This is a genomic window from Candidatus Lokiarchaeota archaeon, from assembly GCA_014730275.1.
Taxonomy (GTDB): Archaea; Asgardarchaeota; Thorarchaeia; order Thorarchaeales; family Thorarchaeaceae; genus WJIL01.
On sequence record WJIL01000096.1, the window covers coordinates 1 to 20,349 of the forward strand.

The following is a 20,349-nucleotide window of genomic DNA, read 5'->3' on the forward strand; positions in this document are numbered from 1 at the left end:
CTTCAAACCCGGCATCGTCAAGCATCTGATTACCAAGTTCGACGTTGGCCTCGTAGTAGTGGTATGTCAACTCATCTTCAACAGAGAATGGGTTAACTTGCGGTACACAGCTGTCCTGTGGATAGGACAGACCATCCCAAACGTCGTCAGAAATGGCTTGCTTGTCTACTGCGAAAGCAAGAGCCCTTCTGAACACGGTCAGGTTCTGTGGATACGCATCATCTCTGCAGTTGATGGTTACATACCCGTATCCGTTTCTGAGATTATCCGCTGTCTCGATGTTGTCTGCCTCTTCAAGTTCCTGCAAAAAGCTTGGGTCGACCATGTCACCGATCAAGTCGATTTCACCATCTTGCAGAGCGAGAACAGCCTGGTCTTCCTGCGAAATCACATCGTAGACGACCTTGTCTACATAGGGGCCAGTCTTGATATCGTCCACGTATTGTGCTTGCGTGAACAATGGTGAGACGGCCATAAATGTGAACGCAGTAACCAAGAGAACAGCGAGTATTCTCTTTGAACGACTGCTAAACATTATATCTCTCTATCTCCTTTTCCGAGTCGAATCGGATAGTTGTGGCTAGTCAATATGCAATAAAAGGGTTATGTTGGGAGTTGACACACAAAGAAAAATGCCGTGCTGCAGCTCGACATATGCCGTTACTGGAATAATGAATGGGATATCAAGAGAAAGATGAGGTATGCCCTAATGCTATGAGCATCCTCATACTGGTTACATCGCTTAACTGTATTTGATTCGGGGATCTAGTACACCATAGAGTAAGTCTGCAATGAAATTTGCTAGAATGGCTGTGATAGCGATAATCATGAAAATGGCCTGTACAACAGGATAGTCCAGAATAACCAAGCTCTTGTAGATATAACTACCCAGTCCGTACCAATTGAACACAGTTTCTGTCAAGGTGGCTCCATTGATGAGAAAACCAAAGGTCATGGCTATGACCGTAACCATTGGCAACATAGCATTTTTGAGCCCATGTTTGTACAGAACTTGGTTTTCATTCAAACCTTTGGCATGAGCAGTCAATATGTAGTCCTCTGTCATCACATCAATCAGGTTGTTCCGCATGTAAAGGAAATAGCCGCCATAGCCGCCAACTCCTAATGCAATAACAGGTAGTATCAGATGGCGAAGGATATCGGCTGCGACCATTAGGGCCCCAAATGGACTCTCCTTTGCAGCCACCCAGACATTATAGTCAATTGATCCCTTCAACGGAAATTCGACTAATCCACCGGTCATATTTGGCAAGTAATAGGAGAATACCATAATCAGCATCATTCCAAACCAGAAGATAGGCAGCGAAGAAAGCAACAATGCAGAAGTTACTGCGCTAATATCCTTCTTCGAGCCTGGATTTGCAGCCACCTTGACGCCTGTCCAGATTCCAAGGGTGATGGAGACAATCGATGCTGTACCCATCAAGAGTAGGGTATTCGGAAGTCTCGCCATGATCTCGTCAATCACTGGCTTCTGAGTGACAAAAGAAATGCCGAAGTCGCCCGTAAACATGTTAACGAGATACCGCCAGAACATATAGATCCAATCAAAAATGTCAGGATCAGGAACAAGGCCGAATCTCATGTATAACTCTTCAAGAGCCCCTTGCGTAAGGTTGCGCCGTAGATCCTCGTTTATCATAAGATCCACGGGGCTTACATTCAGAACCAACGTTGGAAGTCTGAATAGGAAAAAATTGAAACAAACAATGACAACTATAAGCAGAAGCATGTAAATAATCCGTCTAATAACATATTCACGCAATCCCATTTCTAAACCTCGTTCGAATATTGATTAGCTGCATCCGATATCAGCGGCTAAGCTAACCAATTAATGAGTTGTTTATTGATTATAATAAGCCTCAAGTTGTCCGCTGCTGAGTTTAAAGAACTTATATCATCAAATCATTGAATTTGTGGGATAAGAAAGGAAACTTAGCCAATAATTATCATTTCCAAAATCAGTCTCGAATTTTGGTTGTATTCCCAAATTCACAAATTGATCGAAATGAGTTCTGTGTGAGCTGGTTAGTATTTGAAGAAATCTAAGAAAAGACAATCAAAAAAAAGAAAAATAGGAGCGCCTCGGTATCCGAGGCATTCTCCTCATCCATTTATCAACTACGTATACTTGATTCTCGGGTCTAGTACACCATAGAGTAGGTCTGCAACGAAGTTGGCCAGAATCGCCGTGATAGCGATGATCATGAAAATGGCCTGTACAACAGGATAGTCCAAGATGATTAAGCTGCTGTAGATATACCGTCCCAGCCCATACCAATTGAACACCGTTTCCGTCAAAGTAGCTCCATTGATGAGGAAACCAAATGTCATGGCGATGATGGTAACCATCGGTAACATGGCATTCTTGAGGCCATGCTTGTATAGAACTTGATTCTCATTCAGACCCTTAGCACGCGCTGTCAGGATATAGTCCTCTGTCATGACATCGATTAGATTGTTCCGCATGTAGAGGAAGTATCCACCATAGCCGCCAACACCCAACGCAATAACAGGTAAAATAAGGTGTCGTAAAATATCCGCTGCAACCATAAGAGCTCCAAAGGGGCTCTCCTTTGCAGCCACCCAAACGGCGTAGTCAATCGTTCCTTTCAACGGAAATTCGATTAGTCCACCCGTCATGTTGGGCAAATAGTAGGCAAATATCATGAGCAGCATCATACCAAACCAGAAAATTGGTAACGAGTATATGAACAACGCCACAGTTACTGCGCCAACGTCCTTCTTGGAACCAGGATCAGAAGCGACTCTTACTCCTGTCCAAATGCCCAATACAATGGAGACGATTGAAGCTGTACCCATCAAGAGAAGTGTATTTGGAAGTCTCGCCATAATCTCCTTCATCACTTTCGTCTGTGTGACGAACGAAATGCCGAAATTCCCTGTAAACATATTGACGAGATATCGCCAGAACATGTAAATCCAGTCAAAGATGTCCGGATCTGGAACTAGGCCAAATCGCATATACAACTCTTCAAGCGCTTTCTGTGTAAGGTTGCGTCGTAACTCGTCGCTTATCATGAGGTCTACCGGGCTCACGTTCAGAACCAAAGTTGGAAGTCTGAATAGGAAGAAGTTGAAACAAACAACGGCAACTACAAGCAGGAACATGTAAATGGCCCGTCTTATAACGTATTCACGCAATCCCATTTCTAGTTCTCCTTGAATTGTTGATTTGCCATACCTAGCATTGCTAGGTAGAGCATTCAATTATGGAGAGACATACTGACGGTAATAAAGCTGGCGTTGTACGCTAAGATATCGTATTGAAAATCAGTTTCCCAGAAATTAGGTGCAAAAAAAAAGAAGCGAAGAAATGGCACGATCCAAAAGATGGACCTGTGCCATTCTCCTGATACTATCGTTCTCTCAATTTTGGATTGAGTATCTGATCCAGTGTGTGACCAACGAAAGTGAATGCCAAGGACAGGGTAGTAATGGTCACACCAGGGAATATCACAAGCCACCAAGCGCCATTTGCGAAAGCTCCTGAAGCTTGGGCATCTGCAAGCATACGACCCCAGCTGGGAAGTTGGGGATCGGTAAGACCAAGGAAAGCAAGCCCAGACTCAGACAGGATAGCTCCAACTACACCAAGTGTAATATTCGCAAAGAGAATCGGGGTGACGTTCGGTAGGATGTGGCGGAACATAATGTACGTGTCGGACGCACCAATAGCACGGGCGGATTCAACATATGCTTTGTTCTTCTCCGCCAGAACCTGAGAGCGAATCAGCCGAGATGTTCCGGTCCACCCGAGTATTGCAATTACAACAATGATATTCTCCACGCTTCTACCGAGGAAAGCTGCAAGAACCATCATCAAAGGTAGACTCGGAATCACCAGCAAGAAGTCGACAACTCTCATCAACGCCTCATCAACTTTCCCACCGAAATACCCTGCAGTAAGACCCACTATCACACCAACAGCAGTAGAAAGCGCCGTGGCCATAACACCAACAATTAGAGAGACTCGGGAACCGAAAACGAGCTGGCTCCATGCGTCTGCACCCTTGTCAGTAGATCCCAAGATTCCGAAGTAGTCACCATATACTTGCATACTAAGCCTCGTAACTGTGACGTTAACAGCACCAGTCCAATCCTCCTGAGGTGACATACCACCATATGACAGGAATTTTTCGCTTGGTGAAAGAACACAGGCAACTTTCAATTCATCATTTGGGTCCTCTTGGCTGCCGTCTTCCTCAACCATCCCTTCCCAGCCTTCAAGAACATCCCAGTAGCTCAAGTCGATTCTCCTGCTCTGGAGATTTGGGTTGTATGGGGGATAGGATTCGTAGACTCGCCACCAGTTATCAGAACTATCTACCAGATAGAGAAAGACTTTGAACATCAATCCACCCTCTTCTTGACTCGCAAAATCTCCCGAAAGTTCAGTGGCGTAGTCAAATGTCATGTTGACATCACCGGGCAGATTCTCAAATGGCCAATCCAAGCTCTGAGTGAAATAGACATAGTCGTTACACGCAGGTCCATTTTCTGTATTCCGGGGTAGAGGCTCAGGCCAACTCATATTTCCAGGCGTATGTTCCCATATCATTTCGACCTTAGATTTATTGGCACCCGAAGCGGCTCGATGATCATACGAAAACTCATCGGTATTGGTTCCTTCCACAGTAAATGCTGGCTCCTCGTACAGATATTGATCTGGCATATACTCATCTGTTACTACACCTTCAGGGTCAAATACAGATACCCATGAAGGAGCTCTGAAAGTTGGTGCTACCTTGTTGTTAGTCTTCGGATCATGTGTAGCGAGTGCGGGCGCGAAAACCGCCATACCAACATAGAACAACAGAATAACGATGCCGACGAATCCTATTTTGTGTCGCCGGAACTCTTTCCAGAAACCCATAAACGAGACATACCAGCCTGAATCCTTCCAACTGGCTTTGTTTTTTTCTGAAATAATTGTGACCTCCTTTGTTCAGGCGCAACAAAGAAACTCGATACCATACTAATTCAAACACTCGAGTTGCTCAGTGTACCTGACTGGTAATGATACTCACGAACAATCGCGGGGAGTGTGCCCTAAAAAAAGATTCTGTCTACGTAGAATCTATTTGCAGGATGTAGAAAAAACCTAGATTGCCTACGCCATCAGATTATGTTGAAGGGTATAGGCTAGAATTCCTCTTCCTCCGAATTCCTGCTCTCGTCTCCTACGAGTTCAACAAAGGGGTCATCCAACTCTTCCTCAGCAATTTTTTTCTCTCGTTCCTCTCGTGCCTTGATAATATCCTTCGTTCTTCTTGAGGAGGCCCAAAGGTCTGCAAAGACCATACCGACCAAGAATATAGTCAATGTTCCAGTAAAGGCGAGGATGATGCCAATGAATCTGAGAGCAGGGTGAAGATTCGCAAAAAGGAACCCCGCTAGTATCAAAATTACAGGAATTAGCAGAATCCGCTTGCGTGGTTCCTCTCTTGACTTCGGAAAAGATCGTATCTTCATCTCTGGTATTTGCTGTTCGTTTCTAGCCTTTTACGATTTTCGGCTAACGCCCTGAAGCATCTCTTTTCCAGTTTTGGGAATTTAGAATTGTGTTTTGAGTAAGGAATAGATTCCTCCTTCCTTGGTTGCTGGCAAAGGAAAATGCGAAAGCAGTCAAAAAATCTTCGAACCATAAAGAATAAGTAAAGCACGAACTTTGGGTCGAAGTGTTGATTACACTCTATGCTTCAAGAAGAAGGTATTTAAGAAAATACCAAGGTCCCCCCAATCGATACGCATAGGGATGTTCCGCCGGAGTGCGACAAAATGACCTTACTTGACGTTCGTAACCTGCGCATGTATTACCAGACTCAAACTGGCTTGGTAAAAGCCGTTGACAATGTTTCGATGGAATTAGATTCTGGCGAGTCCTTGGGACTTGCAGGAGAAAGCGGCTGTGGTAAGAGCAGCCTAGCATATTCCATTATGCAACTTCTTCCGCCAGCAGCCAATATCGTCGGAGGAAATGTATACTTCAAGGGTACTGATTTACTCAGAAAGTCGGCACGAGAAATGAGGGATATCCGTTGGAAGAATGTAGCAATTGTATTCCAAGGAGCCATGAATGCCCTCAATCCAGTGTTCGAGATTGGTGAGCAGATAGCCGAAGCAATTCTAATGCACGAAAACGTGACTGAGGAAGAAGCCCTTGATCGGTGTGCTAAGCTCTTTGAAATGGTTGGCCTTGATCCTGGCAGAATCCATAACTATCCACACGAATTTTCGGGAGGGATGAGGCAGAGAGCGATGATTGCTATGGCGTTAGCGTGTAACCCCGACTTAGTTATCGCTGACGAGCCGACAACTGCTCTCGACGTTACAATCCAAGCCCAAATTCTGAAGCTCATGCAGAAACTGCAAAAGGACCTTGGTCTCTCACTCATCCTTATCACTCACGACCTCAGCGTCATTGCAGAAACTTGTGACAAAACAGCAATCATGTACGCGGGGAGAATAGCGGAGCTAGCAGATGTTGTGTCCGTTTACAAGGATCCTATTCATCCATACACAACCGGCTTGGTTGGAGCCATTCCAAGCATGGTCAAAGCGGAAAGGAAGAAGCTTACTTCAATTCCCGGAATTCCACCAGACCTTGTTAATCCACCAACTGGTTGTAGGTTCCACCCGCGTTGTCCATATGCTCAGGATATATGCACACGAGAAGAACCTGGTTTCGATGAAATAGAACCAGGTAGATTTGTGCATTGTCACTTCGCTGAGCAGCTCAAAGGTGAACTGAAACTGGATCTAGAATAAGGAGGGCTGAATAATGTCTATTGAACAAGTAGAAACACAATTGGAAACCGACGAAATAAAGAAAGGTGAACCATTGATTCAAATCCGCAATATGAAAAAATGGTTCCCTGTCAACACAGGCTTTCTTTCCTCACTACTCTATAAGCAAGAGCTCTACGTCAAAGCTGTAGATGGTGTCACTTTTGACATCAAAAAAGGAGAAGTCCTTGTTCTTGCAGGAGAGTCCGGCTGTGGAAAAACCACTGCGGGTAGAACGATACTCCATCTTGACGAACCCACTGACGGTGAAATCATCTACGCGGGTCAAAGACTCTCTGGTCTCGATCGGAACGAAATGAAGGAACTACGCAAGAGAATGCAAATTACGTTCCAAGATCCATACGAGAGCCTTAACCCAAAGCAAAATGTGTATGGCATAGTAAAGGAACCACTTGAAGTACATAATTTGCCTCTAACACCTAGTCAAAAGAGGCAGCGAGTACTGGACGCTCTTGAAAGCGTAGCCATGACTCCCGCTACAGACTTCATTGACAGGTTCCCACACGAGCTTTCGGGAGGACAGCGTCAGCGTGTCTCAGTTGCAAGAGCACTTATTCTGCATCCAGATTTCATGGTTGCAGACGAACCAGTATCAATGCTTGACGTGTCTATTCGTGCAGAGATTCTCAATCTGTTACTGAATCTCAGAGAGGAAATGGGCCTGACATACCTGTTTATCACCCACGACCTTGCTGTTGCAACATACATCGCTGATAGGATTGCAATCATGTATCTCGGAAAAATTATGGAGATAGGACCTGCTCATGATGTTGCCTTTGAGCCAATGCATCCATACACCAAGGCGCTCATTTCTGCAGTTCCAACAGGAGATCCAACAGTCAAGAAGCGAGTAGAATCTCTCAAGGGAGAACCACCAAGCCCAATCAATGTTCCCTCGGGATGCAGATTCCATCCAAGATGTCCTTATGCTGAAGAAATCTGCACGAAAGAGGTTCCTGAAGAGAGAGAAATGGGCGAGGACCACTACGTCGCCTGCCACTTTGCAGGAGATCTTTGGTAGATAAGCAACCCCGCAATCAACTGACAGCAGAAACCAATCGAGCTATCCGTGGTAGCGAGGGGTGGAGGGAGAGTTTTGTCAGTGTCAGATAATTTGAATCGAGAAACCATTCTCCGAGCCATCAAGAAATGTCTTTCTGACAGTTATGGTCATTTTCAAGAGGCAATGGATATCCTTGATGAGATTGGGAGAGGGTCACTTGGCGCCAGCGTAACACCCCTTGTTGGCGGCTATGCCATGAAGGATCCAAAGGAAATCTACAGGAAGGCCCTCATAGAAGTTGACGCTGGAGAGAAGGCTCTCCGTCCACTTTCAAAACGCTTTCAAGAAGGAATTGTGAATTCCAGTCACTTCGATGATGATGAAGCACTAGTCTTGCTCAAGGATATTGTAGAGTATGATTATGATCTTCTCGTGGACAAACTTGCAAATCGACGAAGTCGAGAAAGCGTCTGGTACAAACTTGATGAGATGAGTAAGAAAATACGCAAGGTCTTTGGACAGGTTAGTGGTTCCTAGTAGCCTTATGGTATCAGAAAACCCACTGCTTTTGCGCAAAACCCATTCGAATATTGGTAATTTACCGAAAGAGGATTCGACGATTCACTTTATCAATGCCAAAGCTATAATAAGGATAATCACCGGGGCTTTTTAGTAACAAGAAGCATCTTACTATGAAATGATATATGCTGATAGAACTGCTCACGCTTGGTTGTCACAAGAACAGCAATGAATACGCATCATCGATGCATGGACGTGGAAATGGATGTTTGCATATGAACTCGCAACACACCCAGTAGTCTCGGGTCTATTACTCATGGGCTTGATTGGTCTACTGAGTTACAAGTTGGGTTTTGTTGACGTATCAGGATTAATCAGTGCTTTCGTTGTTGGATTCACTGTATGGTATACAGGAGGTCCGGCTGCTTTCAGCATACTACTGTTCTTCTTTATCAGCGCTGGCCTGGCAACCAAGTTTAAGTATAAGGCAAAAGCCGAGAAAGGAGTCGCTCAAGAATCGAAAGGGAAACGGTCTTACAGGAATGTCCTAGCAAGCGGTATCATTCCAATGTTCTTCTCAATCGGCATGTACCTTTCACCTCTTTTTGGAGTTAATCCCTATTGGATGCTTGGCGGGTTTGTAGGTGCTGTTGGGACAACTTCAGCCGATACACTCGCGAGCGAAATAGGCGTTTTCAGTAAGCGCAAGCCGAGACTTATTACAAATCTGAGACGTAAGGTTCCCAGTGGAACAATCGGAGCTGTCTCTCTGCTTGGAGAGGCGGTAGCAGCTTTATCCGGTCTAGCCATTGGTATCATAGTTGCTCTTTTTGCCTTCATCACTCCAGGTTCAGTACCGATTGCAGGTACCTTCGAACTGGTTATGATTATCCCACTTTCAATCCTTACTGCCTTCATCGGGTGTAATCTCGATAGCTTCATTGGAGCCGTTGTACAAGACAAGTACGTTTGTGAAATATGCGGCGCAATAACCGACCGGGAGTTCCACTGCGATTATGAGACCAAGCACATCGGAGGGCACAAACAGTTCACCAATGTTCATGTCAACCTCGGCTCATCAGGTATGGGTGCAACACTTGGCATCGTACTCGGCGCTGGACTGTTCATATGGATCCTTGGTGGACTCTTCTTCTGGATTCTGGCTTCTTCGAGTAACTAGGTGGCATCAGCTCCACGATAGTATAGACATCGAGGCCTGTTTTGTGGAATTAATCAATCACAGTTTGCACAAAGCTTAACGGGGATACACGCCTAAGACGGTAGTACGTCATCACCAGTGATGGATACTAGAAGGACTACCCAATGGCAGACACGAAAACCTACGAATGGGCGCTCACAGGTATTTTCGCATCTTTTCATCTTGTTCTATCTATGGTTCCTCTTTATCTCCTGGGAATGGGTGGCGGCTTCATTTCATGGGGGCTTATCTCTGCACTAATTGTAGGCTTTCTGCTCGGTCCGTTCTATGGACTCATCTCCGTTGCAATCGGGTCGATTCTCGGTACCGTTTTCTTCAACATCGGTGGAATTCTGGGACCAATAATCCCAGTTTTTGCACCCATGACAAGCGCCCTCGTATCAGGATGCATCCGTTTCAAGAGGTATCGTGTTATACCGCCTGTATTTCTTCTTGGCATAGTTGTTTATCTAGCTGGTCCGATAGGTCTCATTACAATACCGTATCTCTGGTTGCATCTTATTGCTGCGCTTTTGTCGTTTTCATTATTGATACCCATCGTGAAACGACGCTTGGATAAGCTCCTTCAGGCATCTGACAAAAGCCCTGAACCAACATCATCTGTCTTTGTGTGGTTAACTGGCTTCTTCGCATTGATGGCAGACCACCTAATTGGAGCTACTATGTCTCAATACTACTTCTTCTACGTTCTTGGCTTTGAGGCAAACGCTCTTGCAGCCTCATACTTGGCCACAGTCTTTGTGTATCCAATCGAAAGAATCCTAGCGTCCATCATCATTGGATTCATCCTTGTTCTCCTTACAGTTGCTATTTCACACGGAGATATTCCGCTCCCAGAAAGCCCAGATGCAGAGGCTGTTTGAACGAAGGTTCTTATACACAAATCTACAGTAATTGCTCGGAGGAGCTGTTTTTCAGCGAATTCAAACAAAAGGAGTACGAAACATATTGCAAGCAATTAACATGTTTTTTCTTACGTTAACACTCATAGTCGGAGTATTCTTTCTCTTGATGTTCGTAGCTAGCGGCATCAAAGTGCTCAAGGAGTGGGAACGTGTGGCCGTTCTTCGGCTTGGGAAGTTCAGGCATATTCGGGGTCCAGGTGTTATCTGGGTCACTCCGTTCATTGACAAGGTTGCCATGAAGGTCTCACTTCGTCTGCAGACCTATGCGTTCAAAACTGAACGATCTTTGACCAAGGACAACGTACCCGTCGTAGTTGACGCGGTCATGTATTTCCGGGTCATCGATGTCGAGAAAGCCATTCTCAGCGTCGAGCGGTACACTGTAGCTGTTGAACTCGCAGCACAGACAACACTCAGAGAAACTACTGGTAAAGTCACCCTAGATGAACTGCTATCAGAGAGGGATGCTATCGCATCACACTTACAGGAGTTAATCGATGAGAAAACCGAACACTGGGGTGTCAAAACCTCCGCTATTGAAATCAGGGACGTCGTTATACCCTCACAGCTGCAGGACGCCATGAGCAGAGAAGCTCAGGCCGAGAGAGAACGCCGTGCCAGGAAGACTCTGGCTCAGGCTGAACTCGAAGCGTCCAAGGCCATGGAAGAAGCTGCTGAAGTATACCGCGATTCCAAATATGGCTTTGTCCTCCGCACGTGGAATATCATGCAGGAAATAAGTAAGAACGCTAACCTCATCATCATGGTCCCGACAAACATTCCTGAAGTGGGAACAGCTGCAGCGACATCGGTTGCGATGCAAGCTGGGACGGGTGGGTTGAAGGTGCCAAAGGACAAGGGTACCGTGGAGTAGAAGCGAGGTAAAGGTGAGAGAATACAATGGAAGCCTGGATAAAGATTTTCATCGTGCTGATTCTCTTTTCAGCACTGAGTGTGGTCATCAACTACATGTTCTATGATCCGTTTCTGGGACTTATCTTGCTGGGCGTTTTGTTGACGCTTTTGATACTGTCCCTAGAACCGGCCACTGGGAAGGCCATGGCACAGGTAGTAGTGCCACTTACAATCATCCTGTTCGTCTTCCAAGTTCTGCTCACTCCGGGTTACGATTTCAGTTTGTGGACGCTCGTTGTCATTGGAGCGATCATGTACCTGATGTTTGCCATGTTCACTGGTGGTGGGGGTTTCATCGAAGGTGGGTTCATAGATGCGAAAGTAACACTGAAGCTTTTCCCGATTTTTGGTGTTGCCATCTTCCTGTCTATGCTCGCCGACCCATCCTACCGAACCACGGTTTATATTATGGCAGGCACAATACTTGGGCTGATGGCACTCTACTTCGTGTTCCTCCGTGGATACGAAGACTGGCCTGAAGTCGAGTATACTGGACCAAAAATGGCCACAGCAATCACGGATATAGATCCTGAGGGCAAGGTCAAAAGCGGTGCTGAAATCTGGTGGGCGAAAACTCGTGGTCCTGCCATAGAGGAAGGCGAAGAAGTAGTGGTCCGGGGTGTCATGGGACTGACTATGATAGTTTCAAAGGCTGAAGACGTTTCAAGGCCAACCCCAGAACCTATAGAGTAGTTCAATCCAGAGGCGGGTTTATCCCGCCTGTTTCATCTTTTTTCTGTTTGAAATTCAACAATAACCACGCGACAGCTAAACCGACTAGAAATGCCGGAATAGTGGTAATACCCCATTCGATCTGAAACAATGCGGGGTTTTCGACCGGCTCCGTTGGGAAAACTGGGAATGCAACATAGGCAATAATATTCCATGCAAAATGAAACCCAATAGGAGCCCATAATTTTCTTCCAGAGAGGAAATACATGAGACTCAGCACAATGCCGCCAAGAAACAGATTGAAGCTAAACAACAAGATAAGATGCAAGGGAACAACACCTAGTGGAACCCACCAGCTGTAATGAAGCAGAGAAAAGACAATTGAACTCAAGATGATTCCAAATGGTTTCCCCAAAACAAGCTTGGAAGAACGTGTCAATAGGTAGCCACGATATGCGAGTTCTTCTACATAGGAAACCAGTACTGTAACGATAGCATTTCCAAGTACCAGACCTGGCGTGATTTCTGCTATTGGCCTCAATTGACCATCAAATACAAGAGCCAGAAAGACTACCATACCTGAGCCTGCAATTCCCGCGACAAGACCAATTATCAAATCAAGAACAGTGTGCTCATGAATGTCGCCACCCAGCTCAGCTATGGATGTATTACCCTCCCATCGCAAGAAAATAATAACCGCGGCGTACATCAAGGGATAAACAAGTAAGGAAAGCAGCGATGCAACCATCAAACCAATATCGGGTTCAGCAATAAACCGTTTAGCGGCATTTGGCAGTTCTATAAGAAGGTACATGATAACAATGAACAGGACGACGTGTAGAATTCTCCGTAGTACATTTCGTTTCAAAGCGAGACCCGATGACAAGAATGCAAGGCTATGCTAAATCTGTTTTCCAAAGCTGTTCCTACTGGAGTGATAGCCCACAAAAGCTGAGCGTACAAGAACTACCTTTATCAGGAATCGTTGGAACCATGATGAACATACAACTCAATAACACACAGAATATAGTCATAAAGGTCCGATACAAACATAAGGCCGAGCCATAAGACCACAATAAGGAGTTGCGGATTGCTGTTGAAAGCCCGAGGTGAGAGGAACCTTGAATACAAGAAGCCTTCTACTAGAATTCAAGATTGAAGAAGTCGGAAGGCAAGCACGTGAAGATGCTTCTGTCAGAAAGGATCTTTTGCGCGCATTCGAAGATTCATCTGAAATCGTGAGGGAACGGGCATTACTTGCAGCTATCGAACTGACTGATCCCTATATAGTAGAAGAAGCCAAGAAGCTTCTTGATGATGAGAATGAGGATGTCAGAATAGCAGCAGCTCAGGTTCTAGCCTGGTATCATCAGCCCCGGACCATTCCTGATATGCTTGAAGGGTTAAAGGATTCCAGCACGTGGGTTCGTTCTCACTGTGCAAAAGGCCTTTCGAAATTGATTCATGGTCCAATTTGGGCTCGAGTTGACGAAGAGAAAGTAGATACGATGTTGTCTGATTTCCCAAACATGAGTGAAGAAGAAATCAGGATGTTTCTAAGGGAGATTGAACTTACCTCTCAGGCAATCGACGACTACTTCAGATTGCGAGAGGAAGATTTCGACGTCGAGATTGATTTGAGCTCATTTGTTGACGAACTTGAAGGAAAACCGATTATTTTGGAAGGAGTCTCTGATGTTGAAGCAGAGATTGAAGCCAAAGGCCTTGCACCGGCAGAGACAAGAGAAGGTATACCCAAAGAAGTCGCAAAGATAATCGACGAACTACCACCTGATGTGCGAGAATCACTGCCTATCGAGGACTTGAGAAGGCTTACACCTGAAACCGCTAGAGAGTTGGTTGACTCTCTTAAACCAGATACACCTCCAGAAGAAGAACTGGAAAGCGAAGCAAAGCCAAGCCTTGACGATATTCAAGGTGTTGGACCAAAGCTCAGCGCCAGCATCCGAGATGCAGGATATGATTCGGTTGAGGCACTTGCCCAAGCAGATCCAAAGGAACTATCCGAGAAAGTCAATGGCATAAGTGAAGAAAGCGCTAAAGATATGATTTCAGCCTCGAAATCAATGCTTCCACCTCCAAGGAAGAAGAAAGTCCGACGCGTTAGAAAAGTGAAGAAAGTTCGGAAGAAGGATAAACGAGAAGAACTGCTTGACCGTATCCCTGAAGAAGTCCTAGATGCCATGGCACCTGAGGAGCTGGAGAATCTTTCAATTGATGAATTGGAGGCCATTGCACTTTCAACCTCGGGGATCACTGAAGAACCAACCGAAGCCACTGTGGAGGAAAAAACTCCAGCAGAGGAACAAGAAGGCGATTCTCGGCTTAAGGAATTGACCGAAAAGTACGGAAAGGAGAAGGGGCAGCTACTAGCACTTATCCCACCTGAAATGCTTTCAGATATTCCTGATGAGCAAATAGAGGAGATGGATCTTGAGACAATTAGAAGTCTTACGCAGGCACTATGAATCATAGAAGAAACCGGATTACATGAAATGAGAGAAGTGCAGCGGAACAATACTATTTTAGGTCTATATGTCATACTCCCCGAGTGAAACTGAGTGTTTTCGAACACGTTAGTGGAATGAGCGAGTTGACGTTATAAATGAACGAAAGCGAAACCCAAATTGCTATCGAGTTTGAAAACGGGACAATCCTCAATGGCGTAATTGATAGGGTGAAAGCGCCGCTAATCACAGAAGAAATTGTAGCGAGGTTGCCAATCCAAACCAGAGCCGCAATGATGCGAGGGGAGATGCGAATCAGTCTAGAGATTGGGAAAGGTAACGTAAAACCCACAAAGGAGGTAAACAGAGGAGATATCGCGTATATGCCCTTGGGGGATTCGCTAGTAATCTACCTGAAGGATTCTAAGACATTCAGTAAGGTAAACATCATCGGTAGCATTGAAGCAAGCAACCACGAGACATTAGATAAACTGAAGGATGTTAGAAGGGGAAGCCAAGTTATACTGAGAGTTCCTTCCTAAAGCCGTTGGATATTTCGAAGAATTGCTTCGTTTTGGTCAACCTCTTTCTCCGTAGGATCTACAACAAGCCCAGATTCTTTGCATTCAATCACAACTTCCATCCCAGAGTCCTTTACAGCCTTGAACCCACTATTCGATAGGGGCCTAACTCTGAGCTGTGTGGTATCGAATTCTATACGGTTTTGAGCCTGCTGAATCTCAGTATCCCTTCGGATCTTAGATTTTGCAATACGAAGCTGTTGTTTAAGCTGAGCAACCTCAACTTGAAGCTCTTTCTTTTGCGCTACTACGTTCTCCAGTTCCTCTTTTGTTGCATCAAATTTCTCCTTTGCAACGTACCGCTCTGATTCATCAACCCAAGTTATCGTAGTTCCATCAAAACGACGATTGGTTTCAACTTTGCCCATCGCTTTCAAAATAGCAAGAACATCATATATTCTCCTCTTTGGAGTCTCCAACCGTTCAGCAAGACGATCACTACGTATACCATCTTCGCCTTCGTCTTTTATCACGTCAATGCTGCGTTCAGCGATTTCCACTAGTTTCACATATCCACCCCAAGCGCGGACAGAGTATTACCTAAGCAATATCTCTCGTATTATCTCCCAGCCGCATATTTAATGGTTTGTATTGTTATTCCGATTTTTCGAGCCTGTAAATGCTTGTTCGATAAAAGCAGTAGTTAGCTACTCTTTCAAAAAATCGAAAGGTGATCCTGTAAATACCTCAAAAAACCAGTCTTTGCTGTATCGAAGATTATTAATGGTAGCCCGAACTTCTAACAAGTGAAGTTTTCCACACCCGTTTTATGGTGGTTCCAATGAGTGAAAAAGAAAAAATCAAAGTAATCATTATGGGTGCGGCTGGACGCGATTTTCATAATTTCAATAGCCACTTTAGAGGCAACACAAATTATGAAGTAGTCGCTTTCACTGCACAGCAGATTCCTGGAATTGGAGATAGGAAATACCCGCCCGAGCTTTCAGGCGATTTATACCCTGATGGCATTGAGATTTATCCGGAAGAGAAGTTGCCTGAGCTGGTTGAGAAATTCGATGTTGATCAATGTATTCTATCATACAGTGATCTTTCGTACGATTATGTAGGTCACAAGATTGCTTGGGTAAATTCTCTTGGTCCAGATATACGTTTCATGGGCCCAGATCTCACAATGTATGAGAGTGAGAAGCCAGTGGTAGCAGTTTGTGCTGTTAGAACTGGATGTGGCAAGAGTCAGACGTCGCGACGGGTTAATCAGATATTCGTAGATATGGGATTGACTCCTATCAACATCCGTCACCCCATGCCATACGATCCTGATTTGACCATGCAGATTGCCCAGAGATATGAGAAGCTCGAGGACATGGACAAGTATCGGTGTACGATTGAAGAGCGAGAAGAATACGAACCAATGATCAATATGGGCGTCACTCTTTATGCAGGTGTTGACTATGAGAAAATCATTCGGCAGGCAGAGGATGAAGATCCAGATGTCATTACCTGGGATGGTGGCAACAACGACTTTCCGTTCTACAAACCTGACCTGCTCATCGTCCTAACAGACCCACACAGAGCAGGCCATGAAATCTCTTACTACCCAGGAGAAACCAACCTCCAGATGGCTGATGTTGTTATCATTAACAAGGTCGAGACTGCAGACTATGACGATGTTCAGACGGTTAGAAAGAATATCAGAGAAGTGAACCCTGAAGCCACGATAATCGAGGCTGCATCACCAATATCTGTTGAAGAGCCTGACAAAATCAAGGGTAAAAGAGTCATCGTCGTGGAAGACGGCCCCACAGTCACACACGGCAACATGCCTTACGGTGCAGGTTATGTAGCAGCCCAGAGATTCGGAGCAGAGATAGTCGATCCAAGACCATTTGCAGTCGGGAGTATCCAAGATACTTTCGAGAAGTACACTCATCTTGAGAACGTCCTGCCAGCAATGGGTTATGGCGAGGAACAGATGAAGGAACTACAGAAGACTATCGAAAAGGCTGATGTTGACGCTGTTGTCGTAGGTACACCTATCGACCTAGCGAGACTCATTGACATCGGTAAGCCTAACACACGGGTCAAGTATGATCTTCAAGAAATAGGCAAGCCGGACCTCGAAGACATACTCGGGGAATTCGTCAAAGAGCAAGGCATTAAGTAGAGTACGGCCCAGCAGACATGGGGGCAGGGAAATCCTGTCCTCTTGTTCCTTCTATCTTTTTCTTTTGTATCTTTCAATCAGTCTGGACAAACATCCTTTTAACAAAAGATTTTCACAGCACAATAAAGTTTGAGGGCATCATCATAATGACTGAAATTCCGCTCGCTGATACAGAAATCGCAAGTGATGACGAAGAACGCCCACTTGGAGTGATGATTCTATCAGTTTTACAGATAATTGGTGGATTCGTTGTTCTGGGCATGGGTGGATTAATTTTCGCAGTCGCATACAGCTTCTATGGCTTAATTGGCATTGGTCTCATCATTATGGGGCTCATAACCTGTTATGTTGGCTATGGTCTATGGAGTATGCAATCATGGGCATGGAAATGGGCAATGGTTGTGAACGGCATCAGTATAGTCCTCTATTTGGTTACGATGGTTTGGCCGGGACTCATTCTTCCAATCATCATTGTCATATACTTGAATCAGGGACATGTTAAACGTCGCTTCAGCTAGTCATGGCACAAGAGAGTATCTTGCCAAAATGATAAGAAAGAACAACCTAGGCACGATACACTTTTAGAGGAGAATTCTATCAGTCTTAGTAAATTGGATGAGGTAACAAACTATGTCAGAGATACCGATGGCAGATCAGCAGGTATCTGTTGGAGGCCAGGAACGCCCACTTGGAATAGCGATACTGGCAATTCTACAGATACTCGGTGCAATATTTGTACTCGTTGCAGGTGTGGGAATGATAGCTCTGGGAGCGTTCTCACCGTTCCTAGCAATTCTAGGCGGGATTATGTTGCTCTTTGGTTTCATTTCGTTCTATGTTGGCTATGGCCTTTGGAACATGAAATCATGGGCTTGGAAAGTAGCAATTATAGTGAACATAATTAGCATAGTGCTCAACATTATTCCACCTATAAACTGGTTTGGGCTGATTATCCCAATTATAATTGTGGTTTATCTTCAGCAAGAAGACATCAAGAAGCGGTTCAAATAGGCCAAGCACTTGAATAGGTTTATACCGGGCGAAAAGCCCGGTCTCACTTTTTTCTCTTATTCCCAACAGTAGCAAGTACTGCTAGACAATCATACTCATTGTGTAGAGAGCTGCTTTTTCCCTAAAACAGGAGAAATCTTTCTCAAGAGGGTTCAAGCCGGCTTTGGTCGTACATCTTGTACTTCCATGAATTTCATCCCGCCAGCTTTCTCCATCAATTCCTCAAAGGCAAGCACAAACACACGAGGGGTGACTTCTGTTGAGTTCTTCGTGACAGTCTGTATCTCGGATATCAAAGCCTGTTCATTGACCTGTTCTTTTTCCTTTGGTGCCACGTAGAGATTGAGAACATCCATGCTGTAAGGATCATCCATATCTTCTTTGGCAACTTCCACCTGAACCTCATCAACTTGAGGAAGGGACAACAGGTCACTTCGCAAAGCGGTAAGGTTCACAGTTGCTCCTTTCACTTTCTTCTCACTCAGGCCCATTATGTCAAGTTGTGCCCGAGCATCATTCTCTCTACCAATGTCCCAGAAGAATGGCCCATCGAATCCACAGTGTGGACATTGTCCTCGTTCATGTTCAGAAGCAACATCACCCAGCAAGAATCCCTCGACAACAGTACCTGTGCCGTCAAGATGAAACAGTGTCACATGTCCTGGTTCGCCTTCACTGACAAAATCATAGGTACCGTCATCGTTGAAAGCAGTGTACCTGAAAGCTAACATCAAAGGAGAAACATTGTGATACGGGCCATCTAAACCGCATTGCACAGCGAACGAAATCTTGGTTTCTGAAGAAGCATAACCTCCAACAACCCGTACCTCCTTCGCACCCTTCTCTTTCAAGATGCGAATCATGTCTTCAACTACGGGGCGGTAGATTTTCTCTCCCGCCAAAAGAATTACAACTTTCTCTGGGGCAGTATAATCCGATTCCTCCATAGCCTTGAAGAAACGATTTCGGAGATAGCTAGGCATTCCAGCAAAACCATTGGCTTTGAAGACCTTTGCCATTTCTACCAGTTTTTGACTCGGGATGGCCCCTCCAGCACTTGTCGCCAGATAAAACTTAGACATCTGCTTCAGTCCTCTATTCACAGCGTGCCAACCAAGATGAGGAGCATAAGGAAACAGATTCATACTCACGAGCTCCCACCCACTATCTATCCAGGGATCAACCGCCATTTGACCGACCTTGACACAATTCTTCTGGAGAAGTTCATTGTCATGCCGAGTCAGGAACACAGGGGAGGGCAACCCGGATGATCTACCTGAACTCAACCAAAACTGCAGGGGTGCATACGTTTCTGTTAGATGTTCTTTGATTCTTTCTTCAGCGTCATCCTTTCCTATGTGGAGCTTAACCCGAATTCCATTATTTCTCAAAGCCTTGTATTTGTCATCATAGCCTGCAGCCTTGTAGTAGTCCATCAGATTGCGCACTATTTCAGAAGGTTCACGTTCCTCGCCATCGACTTCCGACGGATTCAGTACAAAGGAACGGAGATTGTCTTTGTATTCCCGTTTTCTAACTAGTGGCAGTTGATATTTGGCCCAGTCATCGATGCAAGTTATATCCCATGGATCTACATCATGTTCCTTGAACATCCTGCGATAATAGGGATGGTTAGGCCAAACTTGATAGCGAATGAAAGCTTTGAATTTCTTTTCCTGCATTCGCTGAATTTCCTTATGATCCGTTTTCTTTAATTCTTCAAATGTGAACGTACTGCGTGTCATTGTTCGACAAGCTCCGAAAGTTTTTTCGTCAAGGTTGAGGGTTGATTTATTTAGTGAAAATAAAGATTACGTGCAAGCATTTATTCATTTTTGCATAATTGTGCATATGGTATTTTGAATGTATCTTTCACAATCATCATGATGAACACGAATAATATAAGAACTCTGCCTACTTGTTAGAAGGTAGGTTTACTTTAGGAGGAATTGCGTGTATAAGGAGTCTGAAAGCAAAGAGAAATGGCAGGCAAATCTCACATTGCATCCGCACTATAATACAGAAACTCATAATAGGTGTGGAAAATATCTAACCATAAGCATTCACAGGGGCGATTAA

At 44.9% G+C, this 20,349-nt stretch carries 19 protein-coding genes and 1 pseudogene; 12 read left to right on the top strand and 8 right to left on the bottom strand.

Translation table 11 applies throughout. The features are described 5' to 3' along the window. The 5 genes from GF309_10650 to GF309_10670 form a co-directional block, all read right to left on the bottom strand. On the bottom strand, nucleotides 1-535 hold a 535-nt coding region (locus GF309_10650), incomplete at its 3' end, for a hypothetical protein (protein ID MBD3159237.1). A gap of 207 nt (nucleotides 536-742) precedes the next feature. Beyond that, nucleotides 743-1,792 (bottom strand): ABC transporter permease subunit, encoded by a 1,050-nt coding sequence (locus GF309_10655; GenBank protein MBD3159238.1) that lies wholly within the window; start codon nucleotides 1,790-1,792, stop codon nucleotides 743-745. Nucleotides 1,793-2,142: 350 nt separating this feature from the next. Then, the gene (locus tag GF309_10660; protein ID MBD3159239.1) at nucleotides 2,143-3,192 is read right to left on the bottom strand and encodes an ABC transporter permease subunit; all 1,050 of its coding nucleotides are present in this window, start codon (nucleotides 3,190-3,192) and stop codon (nucleotides 2,143-2,145) included. 208 nt (nucleotides 3,193-3,400) lie between these two features. Further along, the gene (locus tag GF309_10665) at nucleotides 3,401-4,918 is read right to left on the bottom strand and encodes an ABC transporter permease subunit (protein ID MBD3159240.1); all 1,518 of its coding nucleotides are present in this window, start codon (nucleotides 4,916-4,918) and stop codon (nucleotides 3,401-3,403) included. A gap of 269 nt (nucleotides 4,919-5,187) precedes the next feature. After that, nucleotides 5,188-5,517 (bottom strand): hypothetical protein, encoded by a 330-nt coding sequence (locus GF309_10670; GenBank protein MBD3159241.1) that lies wholly within the window; start codon nucleotides 5,515-5,517, stop codon nucleotides 5,188-5,190. Between the two features lie 306 nt (nucleotides 5,518-5,823). Here GF309_10670 and GF309_10675 point away from each other — a divergent pair, with 306 nt between their 5' ends. The 7 genes from GF309_10675 to GF309_10705 all read left to right on the top strand — a co-directional run bounded on the left by GF309_10675 (nucleotide 5,824) and on the right by GF309_10705 (nucleotide 12,106). Next, nucleotides 5,824-6,813, top strand: coding sequence for an ATP-binding cassette domain-containing protein (locus tag GF309_10675; protein MBD3159242.1), 990 nt, complete (start codon nucleotides 5,824-5,826; stop codon nucleotides 6,811-6,813). A 13-nt stretch (nucleotides 6,814-6,826) separates the two neighbouring features. After that, entirely contained in the window at nucleotides 6,827-7,873 is a 1,047-nt protein-coding gene (locus GF309_10680; GenBank protein ID MBD3159243.1) for an ATP-binding cassette domain-containing protein, read from the top strand. Nucleotides 7,874-7,954: 81 nt separating this feature from the next. Continuing rightward, on the top strand, nucleotides 7,955-8,392 hold the full coding sequence (locus GF309_10685) for a hypothetical protein (GenBank protein MBD3159244.1): 438 nt from the start codon (nucleotides 7,955-7,957) through the stop codon (nucleotides 8,390-8,392). Nucleotides 8,393-8,639: 247 nt separating this feature from the next. Then, nucleotides 8,640-9,554, top strand: coding sequence for a DUF92 domain-containing protein (locus tag GF309_10690; GenBank protein ID MBD3159245.1), 915 nt, complete (start codon nucleotides 8,640-8,642; stop codon nucleotides 9,552-9,554). 143 nt (nucleotides 9,555-9,697) lie between these two features. Continuing rightward, complete coding sequence (locus tag GF309_10695; GenBank protein ID MBD3159246.1) at nucleotides 9,698-10,456, top strand: hypothetical protein; 759 nt, start codon at nucleotides 9,698-9,700, stop codon at nucleotides 10,454-10,456. A gap of 100 nt (nucleotides 10,457-10,556) precedes the next feature. Next, nucleotides 10,557-11,372, top strand: coding sequence for a slipin family protein (locus tag GF309_10700; GenBank protein MBD3159247.1), 816 nt, complete (start codon nucleotides 10,557-10,559; stop codon nucleotides 11,370-11,372). A 26-nt stretch (nucleotides 11,373-11,398) separates the two neighbouring features. Next, complete coding sequence (locus tag GF309_10705; protein MBD3159248.1) at nucleotides 11,399-12,106, top strand: hypothetical protein; 708 nt, start codon at nucleotides 11,399-11,401, stop codon at nucleotides 12,104-12,106. 1 nt (nucleotide 12,107) lies between these two features. Here the strand turns inward: GF309_10705 and GF309_10710 are convergent, their stop codons facing one another. Further along, nucleotides 12,108-12,953, bottom strand: a complete 846-nt coding sequence (locus GF309_10710) for a CPBP family intramembrane metalloprotease (GenBank protein MBD3159249.1) — start codon at nucleotides 12,951-12,953, stop codon at nucleotides 12,108-12,110. Between the two features lie 241 nt (nucleotides 12,954-13,194). Here GF309_10710 and GF309_10715 point away from each other — a divergent pair, with 241 nt between their 5' ends. Both GF309_10715 and GF309_10720 read left to right on the top strand, forming a co-directional pair. Next, the gene (locus GF309_10715) at nucleotides 13,195-14,574 is read left to right on the top strand and encodes a hypothetical protein (GenBank protein ID MBD3159250.1); all 1,380 of its coding nucleotides are present in this window, start codon (nucleotides 13,195-13,197) and stop codon (nucleotides 14,572-14,574) included. Between the two features lie 137 nt (nucleotides 14,575-14,711). Beyond that, a complete protein-coding gene (locus tag GF309_10720) occupies nucleotides 14,712-15,095 on the top strand; it encodes a hypothetical protein (GenBank protein ID MBD3159251.1) in 384 nt (127 codons plus the stop codon). Here the strand turns inward: GF309_10720 and GF309_10725 are convergent. Further along, a complete protein-coding gene (locus GF309_10725) occupies nucleotides 15,092-15,643 on the bottom strand; it encodes a hypothetical protein (GenBank protein MBD3159252.1) in 552 nt (183 codons plus the stop codon). The two genes, GF309_10720 and GF309_10725, sit on opposite strands and share 4 nt — an antisense overlap. A gap of 272 nt (nucleotides 15,644-15,915) precedes the next feature. Here GF309_10725 and GF309_10730 point away from each other — a divergent pair, with 272 nt between their 5' ends. The 3 genes from GF309_10730 (at nucleotide 15,916) to GF309_10740 (ending at nucleotide 18,270) form a co-directional block, all read left to right on the top strand. After that, entirely contained in the window at nucleotides 15,916-17,259 is a 1,344-nt protein-coding gene (locus tag GF309_10730) for a GTPase (protein ID MBD3159253.1), read from the top strand. Between the two features lie 146 nt (nucleotides 17,260-17,405). Beyond that, nucleotides 17,406-17,777 carry a hypothetical protein gene (locus tag GF309_10735; protein MBD3159254.1) on the top strand — a complete coding sequence of 124 codons (372 nt, stop codon included), beginning with the start codon at nucleotides 17,406-17,408 and terminating at the stop codon, nucleotides 17,775-17,777. Nucleotides 17,778-17,904: 127 nt separating this feature from the next. Continuing rightward, nucleotides 17,905-18,270, top strand: a complete 366-nt coding sequence (locus tag GF309_10740; GenBank protein MBD3159255.1) for a hypothetical protein — start codon at nucleotides 17,905-17,907, stop codon at nucleotides 18,268-18,270. Nucleotides 18,271-18,573: 303 nt separating this feature from the next. Here the strand turns inward: GF309_10740 and GF309_10745 are convergent. Continuing rightward, nucleotides 18,574-18,624 (bottom strand): annotated as a pseudogene (locus GF309_10745) (hypothetical protein). Between the last annotated feature and the right edge of the window lie 1,725 nt (nucleotides 18,625-20,349).

Coding starts and splice junctions, on each gene's coding strand:
- GF309_10655 (MBD3159238.1), bottom strand. CDS start 1,792: ATGGGATTGCGTGAATATGTTATTAGACGGATTATTTACATGCTTCTG.
- GF309_10660 (MBD3159239.1), bottom strand. CDS start 3,192: ATGGGATTGCGTGAATACGTTATAAGACGGGCCATTTACATGTTCCTG.
- GF309_10665 (MBD3159240.1), bottom strand. CDS start 4,918: ATGGGTTTCTGGAAAGAGTTCCGGCGACACAAAATAGGATTCGTCGGC.
- GF309_10670 (MBD3159241.1), bottom strand. CDS start 5,517: ATGAAGATACGATCTTTTCCGAAGTCAAGAGAGGAACCACGCAAGCGG.
- GF309_10675 (MBD3159242.1), top strand. CDS start 5,824: ATGACCTTACTTGACGTTCGTAACCTGCGCATGTATTACCAGACTCAA.
- GF309_10680 (MBD3159243.1), top strand. CDS start 6,827: ATGTCTATTGAACAAGTAGAAACACAATTGGAAACCGACGAAATAAAG.
- GF309_10690 (MBD3159245.1), top strand. CDS start 8,640: ATGTTTGCATATGAACTCGCAACACACCCAGTAGTCTCGGGTCTATTA.
- GF309_10695 (MBD3159246.1), top strand. CDS start 9,698: ATGGCAGACACGAAAACCTACGAATGGGCGCTCACAGGTATTTTCGCA.
- GF309_10700 (MBD3159247.1), top strand. CDS start 10,557: ATGTTTTTTCTTACGTTAACACTCATAGTCGGAGTATTCTTTCTCTTG.
- GF309_10705 (MBD3159248.1), top strand. CDS start 11,399: ATGGAAGCCTGGATAAAGATTTTCATCGTGCTGATTCTCTTTTCAGCA.
- GF309_10720 (MBD3159251.1), top strand. CDS start 14,712: ATGAACGAAAGCGAAACCCAAATTGCTATCGAGTTTGAAAACGGGACA.
- GF309_10730 (MBD3159253.1), top strand. CDS start 15,916: ATGAGTGAAAAAGAAAAAATCAAAGTAATCATTATGGGTGCGGCTGGA.
- GF309_10735 (MBD3159254.1), top strand. CDS start 17,406: ATGACTGAAATTCCGCTCGCTGATACAGAAATCGCAAGTGATGACGAA.
- GF309_10740 (MBD3159255.1), top strand. CDS start 17,905: ATGGCAGATCAGCAGGTATCTGTTGGAGGCCAGGAACGCCCACTTGGA.